This is a genomic window from Nocardia sp. NPDC005998, from assembly GCF_040614395.1.
Taxonomy (GTDB): domain Bacteria; phylum Actinomycetota; class Actinomycetes; order Mycobacteriales; family Mycobacteriaceae; genus Nocardia.
Window position 1 is genome coordinate 58816 of record NZ_JBEXUI010000041.1, and the last position, 14860, is coordinate 73675.

General features: G+C 65.4%; 15 protein-coding genes. 8 read left to right on the plus strand and 7 right to left on the minus strand.

Annotation, left to right across the window (positions count from 1 at the left end):
- Positions 1-219: 219 nt before the first annotated feature.
- From ABZ293_RS35190 to ABZ293_RS35205, 4 genes are all read left to right on the plus strand, one after another.
- Complete coding sequence (locus tag ABZ293_RS35190; RefSeq protein ID WP_355187881.1) at positions 220-609, plus strand: hypothetical protein; 390 nt, start codon at positions 220-222, stop codon at positions 607-609.
- A 310-nt stretch (positions 610-919) separates the two neighbouring features.
- Positions 920-1789: a helix-turn-helix domain-containing protein gene (locus ABZ293_RS35195; RefSeq protein WP_355187883.1), complete on the plus strand. Its 870-nt coding sequence runs from the start codon at positions 920-922 to the stop codon at positions 1787-1789.
- Positions 1790-1799: 10 nt separating this feature from the next.
- Positions 1800-2918 carry a serine hydrolase domain-containing protein gene (locus tag ABZ293_RS35200; RefSeq protein WP_355187885.1) on the plus strand — a complete coding sequence of 373 codons (1119 nt, stop codon included), beginning with the start codon at positions 1800-1802 and terminating at the stop codon, positions 2916-2918.
- A 441-nt stretch (positions 2919-3359) separates the two neighbouring features.
- Positions 3360-3797 carry a GtrA family protein gene (locus ABZ293_RS35205; protein ID WP_355187908.1) on the plus strand — a complete coding sequence of 146 codons (438 nt, stop codon included), beginning with the start codon at positions 3360-3362 and terminating at the stop codon, positions 3795-3797.
- A gap of 376 nt (positions 3798-4173) precedes the next feature.
- Here ABZ293_RS35205 and ABZ293_RS35210 read toward each other — a convergent pair whose 3' ends face one another.
- From ABZ293_RS35210 to ABZ293_RS35225, 4 genes are all read right to left on the minus strand, one after another.
- Positions 4174-5796: a serine/threonine-protein kinase gene (locus ABZ293_RS35210; RefSeq protein WP_355187887.1), complete on the minus strand. Its 1623-nt coding sequence runs from the start codon at positions 5794-5796 to the stop codon at positions 4174-4176.
- Positions 5797-6671: 875 nt separating this feature from the next.
- Positions 6672-6986: a hemophore-related protein gene (locus tag ABZ293_RS35215; RefSeq protein ID WP_355187889.1), complete on the minus strand. Its 315-nt coding sequence runs from the start codon at positions 6984-6986 to the stop codon at positions 6672-6674.
- An 82-nt stretch (positions 6987-7068) separates the two neighbouring features.
- On the minus strand, positions 7069-8391 hold the full coding sequence (locus ABZ293_RS35220) for a HAMP domain-containing sensor histidine kinase (protein ID WP_355187891.1): 1323 nt from the start codon (positions 8389-8391) through the stop codon (positions 7069-7071).
- 52 nt (positions 8392-8443) lie between these two features.
- On the minus strand, positions 8444-9127 hold the full coding sequence (locus tag ABZ293_RS35225; protein ID WP_355187893.1) for a response regulator transcription factor: 684 nt from the start codon (positions 9125-9127) through the stop codon (positions 8444-8446).
- Positions 9128-9210: 83 nt separating this feature from the next.
- Between ABZ293_RS35225 and ABZ293_RS35230 the strand changes: the two genes are divergently transcribed.
- Both ABZ293_RS35230 and ABZ293_RS35235 read left to right on the plus strand, forming a co-directional pair.
- On the plus strand, positions 9211-10527 hold the full coding sequence (locus tag ABZ293_RS35230; protein ID WP_355187895.1) for a DUF1800 domain-containing protein: 1317 nt from the start codon (positions 9211-9213) through the stop codon (positions 10525-10527).
- An 18-nt stretch (positions 10528-10545) separates the two neighbouring features.
- Entirely contained in the window at positions 10546-11739 is a 1194-nt protein-coding gene (locus ABZ293_RS35235; RefSeq protein WP_355187897.1) for a DUF1501 domain-containing protein, read from the plus strand.
- A 268-nt stretch (positions 11740-12007) separates the two neighbouring features.
- Here ABZ293_RS35235 and ABZ293_RS35240 read toward each other — a convergent pair whose 3' ends face one another.
- Positions 12008-12880 (minus strand): aldo/keto reductase family oxidoreductase, encoded by an 873-nt coding sequence (locus ABZ293_RS35240; RefSeq protein WP_355187899.1) that lies wholly within the window; start codon positions 12878-12880, stop codon positions 12008-12010.
- Between the two features lie 168 nt (positions 12881-13048).
- Here ABZ293_RS35240 and ABZ293_RS35245 point away from each other — a divergent pair, with 168 nt between their 5' ends.
- Positions 13049-13453 carry a helix-turn-helix domain-containing protein gene (locus ABZ293_RS35245; RefSeq protein ID WP_355187901.1) on the plus strand — a complete coding sequence of 135 codons (405 nt, stop codon included), beginning with the start codon at positions 13049-13051 and terminating at the stop codon, positions 13451-13453.
- Between the two features lie 111 nt (positions 13454-13564).
- Here ABZ293_RS35245 and ABZ293_RS35250 read toward each other — a convergent pair whose 3' ends face one another.
- The gene (locus tag ABZ293_RS35250) at positions 13565-14020 is read right to left on the minus strand and encodes a hypothetical protein (protein ID WP_355187903.1); all 456 of its coding nucleotides are present in this window, start codon (positions 14018-14020) and stop codon (positions 13565-13567) included.
- 133 nt (positions 14021-14153) lie between these two features.
- Between ABZ293_RS35250 and ABZ293_RS35255 the strand changes: the two genes are divergently transcribed.
- Positions 14154-14444, plus strand: a complete 291-nt coding sequence (locus ABZ293_RS35255) for a hypothetical protein (RefSeq protein WP_354954284.1) — start codon at positions 14154-14156, stop codon at positions 14442-14444.
- 16 nt (positions 14445-14460) lie between these two features.
- Here the strand turns inward: ABZ293_RS35255 and ABZ293_RS35260 are convergent, their stop codons facing one another.
- Positions 14461-14838 carry a DUF488 domain-containing protein gene (locus ABZ293_RS35260; protein WP_355187910.1) on the minus strand — a complete coding sequence of 126 codons (378 nt, stop codon included), beginning with the start codon at positions 14836-14838 and terminating at the stop codon, positions 14461-14463.
- Positions 14839-14860: the final 22 nt, after the last annotated feature.

The window sequence follows — 14860 nt, forward strand, 5'->3', positions numbered from 1 at the left end:
AACCTTCACGTCGGCCCATATCGCGGTTGACGGCTTCTCGCGACTGGCCTACCGGAAGCCGGCCACCAGCCAGCCGCCTCCACACCGGCGTCACCAACCTCAGGACCTCATACAGCTGGCCGGGGCAGACGCAATGCGCGGTAGGTGATTTGGCTGCGGCTGCGAGCGGGGTCATTTAGGCTTGGCGGTGGTCGCAGGCTGAGTATTCGAGGGGCGGGCATGGTGGATCCGGTTTCGCTAGGCGTGGCAGCGGTAGCGTTGATGGCGTCGAAGTTCGGTGACGAATTCGCTTCGGCCGCGGCGACGAGCAGTTGGCGCGCGGTCAGACGCCTTCGTGAAGTTATCGCAGGAAAGTTCGGGCATGCGCCTGAAACAGGTACCGCCATTGCGGCTTTGAGTGAGACGTCGACGCTGCAGGATCGCACGGCCGCCGCCGAGTTGATCGCCTCGGCCGCCCGATCGGATCCCGAGTTCGCCGCCGAGGTGCAACGGCTTGTAGCCACGGCACGGCAGGACCGGGCGATTGAGACCTTCGTCGCGCAAGCCTATGACAACGCGAAACAGGTCAATATTCGCGGCGACAATATCGGGACCATCAGCCTCGGCTGACGAAGAATCCCGTGCCCCTGCGCTCGCAACGGCCTGTGCGGCGTTCGGCATCCCCAGCGACAGCGCGCAGTTACTGCATCACCTGTCGAATGCGGTCTACGTGTTTGCCCGCTGCGGGCGACGCTGGCGTTATCGCGCGGCTTGCCCCGGACACCGATCTTCGACGGGCGCTGGCGAGCATCAACATCGCCGGCACTCGATGGGGCCGCCATCATCGGACGGTCTGCACCGCAGTTGATCTCACCGCTCAGCCCGCGGCCGGGCCTGCGTGAGCGATGGCGGTGTCCGCACCATTCCGTAGCCTGGACGGGTGGGAACTGTGGACTTCGGCCGCGAGTCTGATGTGGGGTGGGAATTCGCAGGTCCGGCCGATGCCGTGCCGCTGGGGGCCGCGATCATCGGCTACCGCGATGCGGGTGGCGTCGGGGTGGATCTTCGGGTCGCCGGGACAGCGGCGATCACCGTGCTGATCGAATTCGGGGATCGCGGGCTGATCGTCGACGATGCGGTCGGGCGGCGAACCCTTGGAGGCTTCGTTGCTGGGCTTCCCATCGAGGCCATGCGTGTTCGTGGCGAGCAGGCAGCGTGCATCGAGGTTCGGTTGTCGCCGATACAGGCGTATTCGCTCTTGGGTATTTCCCCAACAGATTTGGGCCGGGGCGTTGTCGGCCTGGAGGACCTGTGGGGATTGCGGGCTCGGCGACTGCGTGAGCAACTCGCGTCCACCCCGACCTGGGACGAACGTTTCGCATTGACGAAATCGTTTCTGGCGCAGTGCGATAGGCCGATGCGGACTCCTGACCCGGAGGTGCTCGCCGGCTGGAATCGCATACTCACCTCCGGTGGCCAGGTGAAGATCGGCGAACTCGCCGAATCCGTCGGATGGAGCCATAAGCGGCTGTGGGCGCGATTTGAGTCCCAGATCGGCCTGACACCCAAGCGGGCGGCGATGCTGGTCCGATTCCGGTCTGCGGTCGACGGTCTGCTGGCGGGCCGGCCCGCCGCCGACGTCGCGGTGGACTGCGGGTACACCGACCAGGCTCATCTGTGCCGAGACGTATCGATATTCGCCAACCGCACGCCGGGATCACTGACGGCGCACTATCTGCCCACCATCGCACAGCACCGGTACCGGGCCTGGGGAAGATTTTTCCAATACCGTGCAGGACTGCTCGCTTGATAGTGGTCCCGTGACCAACACATTTGATACCGAGAAGCTGCAGACGGCCCTGGAGACCGTCCATCGCGCGGGCATGCCCGGAGTCTTCGCCGAAGTGCGCGACGACGACCAAATCTGGTGCGGCGCAGCCGGAGTAGCCGATGTCACCACCGGCCGCCCCGTCACAGTCGAGATGCGACACCGCGTCGGCAGCATCACCAAGACGTTCACCGCTGCCGCCGTGCTGCAGCTGGTCGACGACGGCGAAATAGCGCTCGACACACCCATCGGCCACTACCTGCCGCGGCTGGTTCCCGGCGAACGAGGTGCGGCGATCACGGTCCGGATGTTGATCAACCACACCAGCGGCCTCGCCGACTACCTCCCGCATGCCTACCCGTCCCTCGCGGCATTCCCGGACCTGGCGAAAACGACACCGGCAAGCCTGGATGACAGCCGGTTCACCAGGTTTCACGCGATCGACCTGATCGAGCTGGGGGTATCGGCGCCTGCCACCGGGAAGCCGGGTGGCACTCCGGGGGTGTATTCGAACACCAATTACCTGCTCATGTGCCAACTCCTGGAGTCGGTTACCGGTACCTCGGCGGAGAAATGCATCACTCGCAACGTCATCGAGCGCGCCGGGCTGAGGGACACCGAACTCCCAGCCGGACCGCATATCAACGGACCGCACTCACTGCACTATGAGGCGTGGTTCGGCATGATCGACCCGCCCCGCGACTACAGCGTCTATGACATGTCGTGGGTGGGGCCGGCGGCTTCGCTGATATCGACCGCCGCGGACCTGAACCGCTTCTTCGGCCTGCTACTGGCAGGCGAGATCATCAGTCGAGCAGCGCTGGCGCAGATGCAACATACTGTTCCGGTCATCTCCTTCGAAGGTAAGACAATCGACTACGGTCTGGGCCTACATAAGATGACGGTGCCGGGTCACGGCACCTACTGGGGCCATGACGGTTCGGTCTGGGGCGGCGGCGCGATATCCATGACCAGCGCTGACGGCAAGCGGCAAATGTCCATCGCGGTGAACCTGCAGCGATGGAACCAACTCGACTCCTCGGGGAAGCCACAGCCGCATCCCATCGACGACGCGCTTCGGGCTTTCACCCAACTGGCGCTGTGCGGTTGATGTACGTCTCGGGCCGTACGCGACTCGTCGCGCGGTATGAGCGCGCGTCGCGAGATCAACTGCTGGCCAACGTTTGTCCCCGATTGAACGCGCGGCTGGCGGCGCTATCGCGCGTCGAACGCGCTCGAGAGCGGTTGGATCCTCCGCAATGAGGTGCCTTCGTCGATGTAGGGCCGTCGTGTCGGGCCGCGCACCGCTGTCGATGATCCGGTGTCTTAGGTAGTCCGCGGACACGTGCCTGTTCGTCACCCCTTGTCCGCGGTGACCAGGCCGGACACCGTGTCAGTTGGCGTGTCAGGTCGGTGTCAGGTCGGTGACCGACCGGCTGGCGACAGTACTCAGGTGAACAGCACAGCAATCGCCGCTTCCGGGATGCGGAAAGCATACGGGGACACCACGATCCTCGATGACATCGCTACTATCGGTGCCGGCCCGTTCCGGATGCTGCGCACAGAATCGCTCGACCGTCTCGCCGGCATGATGCGGTATCTGCGCGGTGATCACGCCTTCGCCCAGCTGATCCGCTTCGCCCTGGTCGGCGGCTCCAGCAACATTGCCTATGGCCTGCTGTTCATGGCCATGAACGGGAGCGGCCCGCTGGTCGCCAATATCGTCGGCTCGATCGTCAGCACGGTGATCGCGAACGAACTGCACCGGCAGCTCACCTTCCGCGCGGCCGGACGGGTCGGCTGGTTCAGCGCACAGTGGGAAGGCGGCGGGCTGGCACTGATCGGCCTGCTGATCAGCACGGCGGCGCTGGCCGGTCTCGAGTTCTTGGCACCCGGCCTCGGCGAGATCGCGCAGGCGAGCGCCGTGATCGCCATCATGGCGGCGGTCGGCGGTATGCGCTTCCTGGCACTGCGCGGCTTCGTCTTCTGAAAGGTCTTTTACGACGCCCCGACTCGGCCTCGAATCTCCTGGGAGACGTCCAGATCACACGTACCAGTGAGAGTTCGGCGCCACCTGACCCACGGCATTAGCCTTTTTCGACTGGTCGCGGCAACAAACCTGGTCAACGGTGGGAACAACTGCACCAGAATTTGTCGGCAAGCAGTCGATCAGCGGAATAGCGGATGCCCTGTGCCGCTGTGCATCTCGCACGGCTAACCGCGCCCGGCGGCACTACCGCGCATTCGGACAACGTCCCCGAGCGGCATCAGCGGATTACGTGAGATTTCCAAGCCGGCCTGCGGCCTCGTTGGCCGTGCATCCGCAGGGAACCAATACCTGTGTGACGCCGCATAATAATGTCGACTCATTCGCAAACGGGGGCTGACGGGAACCAGTTCGACGGGACGTCCGCGATCGAACCCGCGACCGGACTCACAGTCACCAGAAACCTTGACCTGGTGGGGTCATCCGGGAACGCTATCTCCGCGTCGCCACCGAGCTGGGGGAGAAAGACCAGCGGATCCGCCACGCACCCAGCGTGCGCAAGCCGTCTGACCGGACCGTGGTCACTACTCGTTCCCTTGTCGATCCACTCCTTGGCGGCCTCGGCGGTTCCGAAATCCATCACCGTGTACATGTGGTCTTCCCGGCTGGAGCTCGAATCCCGCGGCTGGCACTCGATCGCCCACACCGACACCTCGTGTTGAATGACCGCGGGGAAACACAGAGCCCCTCGCCAGGAAGCTGAAGCTGACAAGTCCTTCTGGCTCGGGACCAGTTTCGGGAACGCGTCCGCAATTGCCTGGTGTTCTGGTCGCCACGATGGGTGCAAAATTGTTTTCGAAGGTGGCGCCAGATCCCCTCCCGGGTAGCCCGGGTCTCTCAGGGCTCTCCCGACCAGCATCGCGGCCGTAGCGGCTGCCGCGAGCAGGAGCAGGACAGCCGGGCCGAAGAATCCGATCTTCTTGCGTGCAGGTGGTTGCACCTGGCGGCGCGGCATCGGAATCTGTTGGCCTTGGGGCGCCGCCGCGGTTGCCGCCGTGGCGGGATGTGCCCAGTCCTGGACGATCGTTGCCCGCTGGGATGGACTCCCTCCTACCGTCTCGGTGGCCACCGTCGATGCGTCGAGCCCTGTGATCGGTTCAGCCGGATATCGGACGGCGTCAGCGACCGCTGCGGCGAATTCGCCGCAGCTGTCGAATCGTTGGCCAGGCTCCTTGGCCATGCCGCGAGCGAGGACTGCATCCAGTTGCGCGGGGAGATCCGGCCGAAGTCGGACCAGTGACGGTACCGGTGAACTCAGGTGCCCGGCCACGACCTGCCCGGGGTGGTCGGCGGCGAAGGGCGAACGTCCGGCGAGCATGCTGAACAGGGTGCATGCCAGTGAGTACTGATCGGCGCGGCCGTCGAGGGGCTGGCCGGTCAGCTGTTCGGGTGCGGCGTAGGCGATCGTCGCGACGAAGGTTCCGGTGGCGGTGACCTTGGTCGTCGCGTCCTGTAGCCGTGCGATGCCGAAGTCGGTGAGCACGGCACGTTCTCCGCGACCGGCATCGGGGGCGGCCAGCAGGATATTGGCCGGTTTGATATCGCGGTGCAGCACACCGTGGGCGTGGGCATAGTCGAGGGCCGCGGCGACGTCGGTGATGATCCGTGCTGCCCGATCGCCGGTGACAGTTCGGCAGTCCAGGCGGCCGGCGTCGGATCCCTGGATGTACTGCATGGCGATCCACAGATGACCATCGTGAGTGCCACGATCATAGACTCCCACGATATTGGGATGCTCGAGCTGTGCCACAACGCTGGCTTCCCGCTCGAATCGCCGACGCAGCTCCGCGTCGCTGGAAACCTCACGGTTGAGCAGCTTCAGCGCCACCAACCTGGGCAGGCGAGGGTGGCGAGCAAGACAGACCGTGCCCATGCCGCCCTGGCCGAGCATGCCTTCGATGACATGGTCCGCGAACGTTGCGCCGATGCCGGGATCAGCCACGGGCCCCCCTTTCACCTGTCTGCAGCAAGCGATGCCGGATGTCAGCATAGAGAAGGACGGACAACCTCGAGAGGACGGAAGTCGACGCACCCGCTATCGAGGCTGGACCATCCCACGAACGTCCGCTGATCGGGGAGTCATGAGCGGATATCTCGAGCCGCAGCGCATCTCGCCTGCCGAACACTCAGCGACCTGAGCGTGCAATCGTTGAGGAATCCACATCCATCCGGTGCTGACGATGTCTGTTGTGCCCGCTGTAGTCAGTGCAAACGCTGCATCGCTGGCGGCTGTGTTCGCCAGGGTCACGCTCTATGTCTCCGGACGGCGCGATAATCGGAAGTGGTTGTGGGCGTTCCTGATTCATGCATGTGTGGAGTACCTGGACCCTACTAGCCCCTCCAGATAGATTCCTGCGCTATGCAGTCCAAGTGCTCGCCGAACGTAGTGATATGGCAGTCGATTGTGGGGCGGATCAACCATTTGACTACGTTCGACGGAACTCCCTGGACCGAAGGCTCAATACGGCAGAAGCTGTCTGGACGCGGCACTTTCGGTCCCGCGGTGCGTATGCACGCATCGCACGAGTTAGATGCGTGGGCGCGAACATTCGTGAGGCAGTCCCATGAGATGGTCGAATCGGCGCCGAAGATCCGAAGCGCTCGGCGCGTCGAGCGCTGACCTGGACGCGATGGCATCGTGGGTTGGCCTGTCGCAACTCAGCGAGCCGCTCGAGCACTCGGTCCGATGAGCATCTCGAACGCCGATACCGGCGGCAACAAGGCCGACTTGTGAAGCGGCCCAAGGGCGTTGTTTGCTCTCGATCCGCACCCGCACCCGCACCCGTGATACCGGGTGCGGGTGGCCGAGATCGATGGCTACTTGTGGCAGGCCTGGCGGTAGTCGTGGATGGCCGCGCGGGCGGTCCTGAAGTCCTGTACGTCCTGCGGGTGCGCCTGGCGGTAGGACTTCCACTCCGCCTTGCGCTGATCCTTGGGCAGGGCCTTCACCTTCGCCACTTCTGCGGCGAAGTCCGGGTGACTGGACAGGAATGCCGCGACCTTCGGAGCGCTGTCCGCCTTCGCCTGGGCCGCGGCCGCGGGGTTGCATTGCGGCCCGGGGTCGGCGGAGGCGGTCGCGGGCAGGGCGATGGCAAGTCCGGCGAGGGTGGCGGCGACGAGACTGCGCTTCATTCTTACTCCAGTGGTCGGCGGGATATGTCCCCATCGAATCTGCCGACCCGACCTGCCGAGCGCACTTGTCGCGCCACTATCTTCAGGCGATCTTCAGCCGCAGCACGAATACGGCACCGTGTTGTCCGGGCGGGGGGTCGAGGCAGATCAGGTCGCCGCCATGGGCTCTGGCAATGCCGCGGGCGATGGCAAGTCCCAGGCCGGAACCGTCCGCGCGGCGATCGCGTGCCTGGTCGAGACGCACCAGCCGGTCGAAGATCCGCTCGCGTTCGCCGGGCGGCACCCCCGGGCCGGTATCGCTGATCGTCACCTCGGCCAGGTTGCTGGTGGCGCCGACCCACACCGTCACCGTGCCGCTATCCGGCATGGCTTGGCACGCGTTCTCGAGCAGGTTCAACAGCACCTGGTTGACGCGTTCGGGGTCGATGGCCGCGACCACGTGATCGCCCGCGAGTTCGAACTCGATATCGCCGTGCAGCAGCCGCATCCGACTCAACTGGGCATCGGCGAGGTCGTATAGATCGGTCGGTGTATGCCGCAGCGGCAGTCCGGCGTCGATGCGTGCCAGATCGACGAGATCGTCGACCAGCCGGCCCGCGCGCTGGGCCTCACGGACCAACAGCAGCTGCATCTGCAGGCTGGCGTCGGGATCGGCGTCGGGCGGCTGCTGCAGGACCGCTTCGGCGATCGCGCGAATTCCGGTGATCGGGGTGCGCAACTCGTGCGCGGCGTCGGCGACGAAGGTACGGATCTGTTCCTCGGACGCCTGTGCTCGGGCCTCGGCGCCTTCCAGTGCGTCCAGCATTTCATCGAAAGCCGTTGCGGTGCGTCCCAGTTCGGTGTCGGGTCGCGATGGCGACAACCGCCGCCCGCGTCGGCCGTGGGCGATCTCGCGAGCCAGCACGGTCATGGAATCCAAGGGTGCGAGGGCGCGGCGGATACCGAACGGCAACCCGATGACGATCACGAGCAGCGCCGCGGCGGTGGTGCCCGCGAGCACGCCCACCAGCTTCGACTGCGCCCCCGCCAATAGTTTGGTATCGAGTTGCAGGGTCATTCGCGCGTGGTCCAACTCGCCTCGGCCATTGAGCAGCACGTGTCTGGTCTTCACCGTGGACTGGTCCTCGTGCTGGGCATTCAGGCTGCCGAAGGTGCGGCCGTCGGCGAGGACGAGCCGCGCTCGCACCGACCGCGCATCGATCCGGGTGAGCAGATCGGTGGGCGAGATGCCTTGGTCGGCAAGTTGCTGTGCCAGTTGAACGCGGTCGGCGAGCACCGCGTTCTGACTGCGATTCAGCGCCACCGCGAACAACCCGTGCACCACCAGCGAAACGATGATCAGTACCGCACCGAGCACCGTAGCGGTGGTGAGCGTGACGCGCCTGCGCAGCGACACCGTCTTCATCGCACCCCGGCCCGATGAGAGCTGTAGTGGTCACCAGGGCGGCGCTGCCAGCTCACTGGTCGCCGACCCGCAAGGTGTAGCCGAGACCGCGCACGGTGTGCAGCAGCCGCGGTCCGTGTGCCTCCAGCTTGCGCCGAACCGCGCTGACATTCACCTCGACCAGGTTGGGGTCGTAATCGTCGTATCCCCATACGGCGGTCAGGATTTGGGCCTTGGTGACCACCCGGTCGCGGTGCGCGGCGAGATAGCCGAGGAGCTTGAACTCGGTGAGGGTCAGCACGATGGTCTCGCCGCCGCGGTGCACCGCACCGGATTCCACGTCGATGACGAGATCGCCGATCGTGGTCTTGGTCTGGAGTCTGCCCATCCGCCGCAACAGCGCATCGACCCGGGCCACCAGCTCGGCCAGGTCGAACGGCTTGACCACATAATCATCCGAGCCGGCTCGCAGCCCGCGCAGCCGGTCGTCGATACCATCGCGGGCGGTCAGGATGACGACGCCGGCCCCTGATCTGGCGCGCACAGTTTCCAGCAGGGTGAATCCGTCGCGTCCGGGCAGCATGATGTCGAGCACGACCACATCCGGCCGGAACTGCGCGAGATCGCGCTCCAACTGTTGGCCGTGCTCCCGGCTGAGCACCTCGTGTCCGGCCGTGGTCAGCCCCGATCCCACCGCGACCCGGATGGCCTCGGCGTCTTCGATAACAAGTATTCGTCCCGGCTGCACAGGTGTCATTGTTGCGCCGCGGAGCTGAAGATTGCCTGAAAGGTGGCGATGAACGAGCCGATGAACGTCGGGGGCGGCGCGATACTCGGATCATGGGCAGCCAATCTGCGCAGTGGATGCGCACCGCGCGCGTGCTTCGTCGCGCCGGCTTCGGTGCGACCGGGGCCGAGATCGATGCCGTGCGTGCGCAGCAGCCCGCCGACTATCTGCGATCGGCTTTGACCACCGACCCCGACGCCGATGCCGGCGCGCGGGCGACGCCGCTGCCGGTGTTCGCCGTTACCACCGCACCGGGTAAAAACGCGACGCCCGAGGTCCGCCGACGTTACAACGCAGAACGCAACAACGAACTCGCAATGCTGACCGCGTGGTGGTTGCGGCGCATGGCCGCCGTACATCAGCCGATCCATGAGAAGCTGACCCTGTTGTGGCACAACCACTTCGCGACATCGGCGGCCAAAGTTCGCAATGCCGCCGCGCTGGCCGCGCAGAACCAGAAGCTGCGCCAGCTGGGCACCGGCGACTTCGGCGCGTTGGCCTACGCGATGCTCACCGACGCGGCCATGCTCAAATGGCTCGACGGCACGAGTAATTCGGCGAAGGCGCCCAACGAGAATCTGTCACGCGAGTTCCTGGAACTGTTCGCGCTCGGACACGGCAACGGTTACACCGAGACCGATGTGCGCGAAGGCGCGCGTGCGCTGACCGGGTGGACGATCGACGCCAGCGGGGTCACCATGCTGAATTCCCAGCGGCACGATCCCGGACCCAAAACCGTGCTCGGCGTGACGGGTTCGCTCGGCGCCCGCGAATTCTGCGATATCGTGCTCGGTCGGCCCGAGTCGGCTCGCTATGTGGCCGGGCGGATGTGGCAGCAGCTCGGCTCCGATACACCACCGTCGCAACCGGCGATCGATCGTGCCGTGGCGGCCTACGGACCGAATCGCGACGCCGCGGGGATGGTGGTTGCGATCCTCACCGACGACGAATTCGCCGCTGTGCAAGACACTGTCGTGCACGGCCCGGTCGAATGGCTGATCGGCATGGTGCGCGCGCTGGCGGTCCCGATGGACAACGACGCCGACGTCAAGAAGCTGGCGGGTGTGCTGCGCAATCTCGGACAGCTGCCGTTCTACCCGCCGTCGGTCGGTGGCTGGCCGCACGGCCAGGCGTGGATGTCGACAGCCGCGGCGCGGATTCGGCTCACCGCAGCATCTGAGCTCGTGAAAAAGGCTGACCTGAGCCGGATTTCGTCCGCCGCGCCGGGCGATCGCCTCGATGCGGTCGGCTACCAGCTCGGCATCGGCGCCTGGTCGGACCGCAGTGCCGCCGTGCTCGGGGCGGTCCGAAACGATCCCGCCCGGCTCATCGCGATCGCGGTGAACACTCCCGAATACCTGACCAGCTGACCGGAAAGTCATCGAACCATGGCTCGATTCAATCGCAGACAGTTCCTCGTCGGCAGCAGCGTACTGGGTGCGCTCGGGCTGGCCGGTGGCTCCGTGATCACCTGGGAGGAGGTGCACCGGCACGCGGCCACCGCACCCCTGGCGCCGGACGCCGGAATCCTGGTCCTGGTAACGATGTACGGCGGCAACGACGGCGTCAACACCGTGATTCCGTACGCGGACAACGCCTATCACGATGCGCGGCCGGAATTGTCGTATCAGCCGCAGGAGGTACTGCACCTGGACGGGCAGCTCGGACTCAATCCGGCGATGAAGGGCTTCGCGGACCTATGGGGCAGCCACAACCTCGCGATCGTGCGCGGGGTCGGCTATCCGCATCCGGATCACAGCCATTTCCGCTCGATGGACATCTGGCAGACGGCCACTCCGGACCGCCCGGTCAATACCGGATGGATCGGGCGCTGGCTCGACGCGGCCGGTGACGACCCGGTGCGTGCGGTCAATATCGGCCCGGTGCTGCCGCAGCTGGCGATAGGGGAAAAGCACACCGCAGCAGCGCTGGATCCCGCCACGGCCCCGCTATCGCCGGAATTGTCCGCCGAATTGGCCGCGCTCGCCGCCACCGACCCCCGCGACAGTCCCGCCCAGGCATTCGTCTGTGCCGGCTATCACGCCGAACAGGCTGTGGCGCAGACGTTTTCCTCGATCGGCGCGAAACCAGCCGGTCCCGGTGGTAATCCGCTCGCCGCCCAGCTCGCGCTCGTCGGACAGTGCATCAAGGCGGGTGTGCCCACCCAGGTGTATTCGGTCAGTCTGGGCGGCTTCGACACCCATGCCGATGAACGCCGCACCCAGCAGCAACTGCTCGCACGGCTCGACCAGGCGGTGTCGGCGTTCTTGACGGATATGGCAGGGCATCCCCGTGGCCGCGACGTAGTTCTCATGGCCTACAGCGAATTCGGCCGCCGCGTCGCCGCCAACGCTTCCCAGGGCACCGACCACGGCACTGCCGGGCCGGTGTTCGTTGCGGGAGCGCGGGTCAAGGGCGGCTTCTACGGCGACGAGCCAAGCCTCACCGACCTGGACAACGGTGATCTGAAGACCACCGTCGACTTCCGTGACATCTACTCGGAATTGCTGCACCGCGTCGTCGCGACCGACCCGGGTCCCGCTGTCGGTACCGCTCGTCACGACCTGGGTTTCATCTCGTGAGGGAACGTCTTGTCGCTCAGGGCACTCTGTCTCAGTTGGCATGGAGAAAGCCCCATTGGCTTCTATGAATCGGACGCCTTCATCTTGGAGGTGCTGGCACGCAGTGGCTTCCAGCGCCCATCGCAGTCCACGGCGCGAGAGCTTCGCCTGCGACGCCCATTACCGCGGTCCCGAACTCGTCGAGCCGACAGAAAATGGTCAGACCAGCGCAATCGAAACCTGCGCCAGGGTAGCGACGGGCCTGACCCGGGCGCGGCCCGCATGTCGTTCAGTGGCCGATACCCTCCAGGTCGGCCACGTCCGCATCGGAAAGGACGAGCCCAGCGCCGACGATGTTCTCGCGCAGATGGGCTGTCGATGATGTGCCGGGGATGAGCAGGATGTTCGGTGAGCGCTGCAACAGCCAGGCCAACGCGACCGACATCGGCGTTGCCCCGAGCCGGACCGCGATCCCCGAGAGCGCATCGGACTGTAGCGGGGTGAAGCCCCCCAGTGGGAAGAACGGTACATAGGCAATGCCATCGGCGGCGAGGCTGTCAATGAGGTCGTCGTCATGGCGGTGGGCGAGGTTGTACATGTTCTGCACGCACACAATCGGGGCGATACCGCGGGCCTCTGCGACCTGCTCGATGGTGACGTTGCTGACCCCGAGGTGACGGATCAGGCCTTCTTGCTGGAGTTCGACGAGCGTCTCGAACGCCTCGGCGAGCGAACCAGGCTTGGGGCCTTCGGCATCGCCCATGCGCATGTTGACCAGATCGAGGGTCTCGAGCCCGAGAGACCGGAGGTTCTCGTGGACCTGCTTGCGCAGATCTTCGGGTCGGCGGGCCGTGGGCCAGCCGCCTTGCGCATCTCGGTTCGCCCCCACCTTGGTGGCGATGAACAGCGACTCCGGGTAGGGATGTAGCGCCTCACGGATCAGCTCGTTGGTGACGCGCGGTCCGTATGCGTCGCTGGTGTCGATGTGGGCGATACCGGCCGCGACCGCCTCGCGTAATACGGCCAGGGCGCCATCGTGGTCAGCGGGCGGCCCCATGACCCACGGGCCGGCGAGTTGCATTGCGCCGTAACCGAACCGGGTGATGGTTGAGTTGCCCAGCGTCCAGGTGCCCCCGGGAAGTGATGTGGTTGGCGCGTTCATCGTTGTGCCTTTCGCTTATCGCTGTGGGTGGCGACTTCAGCCTCCCTGGACGAGTATTGGAGAGTTGCTTCCCGTAGGGAAGTAGGCACTCTGAAGTGCGTAACTCACCACAGGCGAAAGACGAGATCAGTGAAGCCAACGAAGGCTGCCCAGAGAGCGCAGGCCAAGATGGAGTACAACGCGTTCCTGGCAGCATGCCCCAGCCGCCAGCTCCTCGACCGGATCTCGGACAAGTGGGTCGTGCTGATCCTGTGCGCACTCGGCGGCGACGCAGCAGACAAATCCGACCAGCCCGGTGCATCGGATGCCGCACGAGCGATGCGCTACTCCGAGATCTCCCGCCTGCTGGCGGGAGTCAGCCAGAAGATGCTGACCCAGACCCTACGAGCACTCGAACGCGACGGCCTACTCGTCCGCACCGTAACGCCAACCGTCCCGATCACCGTCACCTACGAGCTGACCGACCTCGGCCTCTCACTCCACCACCTGACACGCGACCTCAGGCGCTGGGCACAGACCCACATGGACCAGGTCCTTGCCAACCGCGACAAGCACGACGCTCGCACTTCCTGACCGGAAACAACCAACCGTCTGACGCCGCCACGTTCTCACGCAGCACACCCTCGACTGCGATGAGCATGAGGAAGGTAACGGGTAGCCGGGGGCAGCGAACTCGCCCCTGCGTCAGCGCGGTTCGCCGACGAGTGCGGCGGCTGTCGTGGTTGTGAAGTCGATTTGGCGGCGAGCGTTGGACAGTGTGGTCACCACGCAGGTGCCGACGGGCCCGGTGCGGTCGTAGAGGGTGGCACTGCCGATGGAGATGCCGTCGGCAGCGATGGTGTTGTCGGCGCGAAGCCCGAGTTCGTGGCCGATCGGGAGTCGGGAGAGGGCCACCGTGACGTCGGTGTTTATATAGCCGGCGCCTGCGGATCCCCAGTGGCACACGTGGTTGGTGGCGTCGCCGAGGATCGCGGCGCGCTGAAACGGGGTGATCGGCTCACCGGCCACCAGCGGCGGCAGACTGTGCCAGGAGACCTTGCGCTCGGCGTTCTGATTGGCCGATCGTCGCCGCGCTGATCGGATGGCTGACCATCGACACCGACTGTGCAGATTGCATATCGTCCGCACCGGAAGATGCACACGAGACCGATGTTGCGTGCACTACCAGCGATTCCGGCTCGATGTGAGGCTGTTTGTTGTCACCACGACAGTGAAGGAAGCCTGGAACTCGCAGTTCCTTCCCCCTCATTCGACCAGTAGTAAGGACTGCACCATGCCGGTGGTAAGGATTCATCACTATCGCGTAGCGGCCGACCGACTCGACGCGCTCCTGACACAGCGCGCCACGCTGATCGACGGAATCCGCAGGGCGAATCCGGGTTTGACCGAGACACGACTTACCCGGCTCGAGGACGGCAGCTACTCCGACACGTGGCGGTGGGAGTCGGCGGAGCAGATGCTGGCGGCGATCGGTGCCTCGCAAGGCTTCCCGCTGGTGGGCGCCACAATGGCGCTGACCCAGGACGCCACTGCGGAGACCGGCGAGATCGTCGACGAGCGATAGACCGGATGCGGGCAGCCTAGTCCGGCGAATTCGCCTGCGTCGCAATCCAGTTCGCGAGAACTGCGGCCTGGCTGTGGTCGATGTCGCGGGTGGCGGTGAGTAGCGTCACTGGATGTCGGCTGGCCATTTCCCGCAGTTGCGCGACCGCGTCCCGATGCCGCGCGTCCCGCAATTCGGCGAGATATCGGCGACGGAATTCGGCGAACCGCTCCGGCCGATGGCCGTACCACTGGCGCAGTTCGGTCGAGGGAGCGATATCGCGCATCCACTCGTCCAGATGCGCATCCGTCTTCCGCATCCCGCGCGGCCACACCCGATCGACGAGCACTCGGGTCCCATCGGAGGGAATCGGCGCTTCATAGATTCTTCGGTAGCCGATGTGCTGACTCATCATGCTTCCGTCCTGATCAGGGTCG